Source organism: Delftia tsuruhatensis NBRC 16741 (assembly GCF_001571325.1).
Classification (GTDB): domain Bacteria; phylum Pseudomonadota; class Gammaproteobacteria; order Burkholderiales; family Burkholderiaceae_C; genus Comamonas; species Comamonas tsuruhatensis.
In genome coordinates this window covers 1-1,125 of sequence record NZ_BCTO01000095.1, presented here as the reverse complement: position 1 = coordinate 1,125, position 1,125 = coordinate 1, and the positions used below count along the sequence as shown (strand labels likewise).

The 1,125-nt window shown below is 44.3% G+C and carries 1 protein-coding gene and 1 pseudogene; both read left to right on the top strand.

Annotated features, from left to right (window positions below):
- Nucleotides 1-493, top strand: a pseudogene (locus tag DTS01S_RS31095) (hypothetical protein); the annotation flags it as partial.
- A 6-nt stretch (nucleotides 494-499) separates the two neighbouring features.
- The gene (locus tag DTS01S_RS30780) at nucleotides 500-1,003 is read left to right on the top strand and encodes a hypothetical protein (RefSeq protein ID WP_139223915.1); all 504 of its coding nucleotides are present in this window, start codon (nucleotides 500-502) and stop codon (nucleotides 1,001-1,003) included.
- Nucleotides 1,004-1,125 lie beyond the last annotated feature (122 nt).

The following is a 1,125-nucleotide window of genomic DNA, read 5'->3' as shown; positions in this document are numbered from 1 at the left end:
TATGCAGGCGGACCCGATCGGGTTGGAGGGTGGGTGGAATCGGTTTGGGTATGTGGGTGGGGATCCGTTGTCTTTTGCAGATCCTATGGGCTTGACGCACAAGGCAAACAGTGCACATTGCTCGGCTTTACGGAGAAAAATGCAAAACCTTCAGAATGATTTGGATGATCGGTGGAGTGATTTGGCCGCAGATCGTTTGAACTTGCCGGAACGCATCGGCCCGGGAGAGTCTCTTAGTCAAACTAAACGTGGTCATAGAACTATGATTAATGAGCGCGAAGGTAATTTGCGTAAATTCGAAAAGCGTTATATGGATGAATGCGAGGATGATGAAGATGCTGATGGAGGCCAAAGCTGTGACACGGGTTGCGCAGTAGTTGGAGCGACTGTTGGTTTTGGCGCCGGATATGTTGCCTACCGGTGTCTTAGAATGTTGCCATCTCTGCTTCCTCCATTTTGGTCTACAATTCCTGCTAATTTCGTTGTGCCTTGATGTAATATGAATATATCGTCATTTGTTAAAAGATTTTCTTTGGCTGTTGTTAATAACAATAAATCAGAAATTGAGGAAATATGCTTTGAGTTAGAGATTTCTCAGCTTAATCGTGAAAATTGGTCGCAAGAAGTATTTTCTTTCTTTTCTGAGGCTCTGAAAGATAAGGCCGCATGCAGGGTGGCAGGGAGTAGCTGCCTAGTGTTAAGTCTTTACAATGATTTTGAGAAGCTCACACAGTCTCAGAAGAAGGAATTGCTGAAGATATTTGAAGATTATGCGGACGAGTTTGATGATGAAATGCTGCGACATTCCGTTAGTGATATGATTGCTCGCAAATATCCTATAAAAGAAGCCATGGAGATATTTCAGAGATGGCAAAAATGTGATTCCTCCAAACGTTTGCACATGGCACAAGTGGGGTTGGAGGTTTTGATCATGGCAGGACGCGCGCATGATGAAGTGGAGAGGAAGGCGAGAGATATTTTGAAATTAATAATAAATCGTTAATTAATTCATTTGACAGTAGCTGATTTAACGTGATCAAGGGCTAGTGTGAATGAACGAGGAAGTTTGGCGTCCTCGGAGCAGATGGGTAGCGCAAGAATCATCTCCCTGCCCACGGCCAGCGA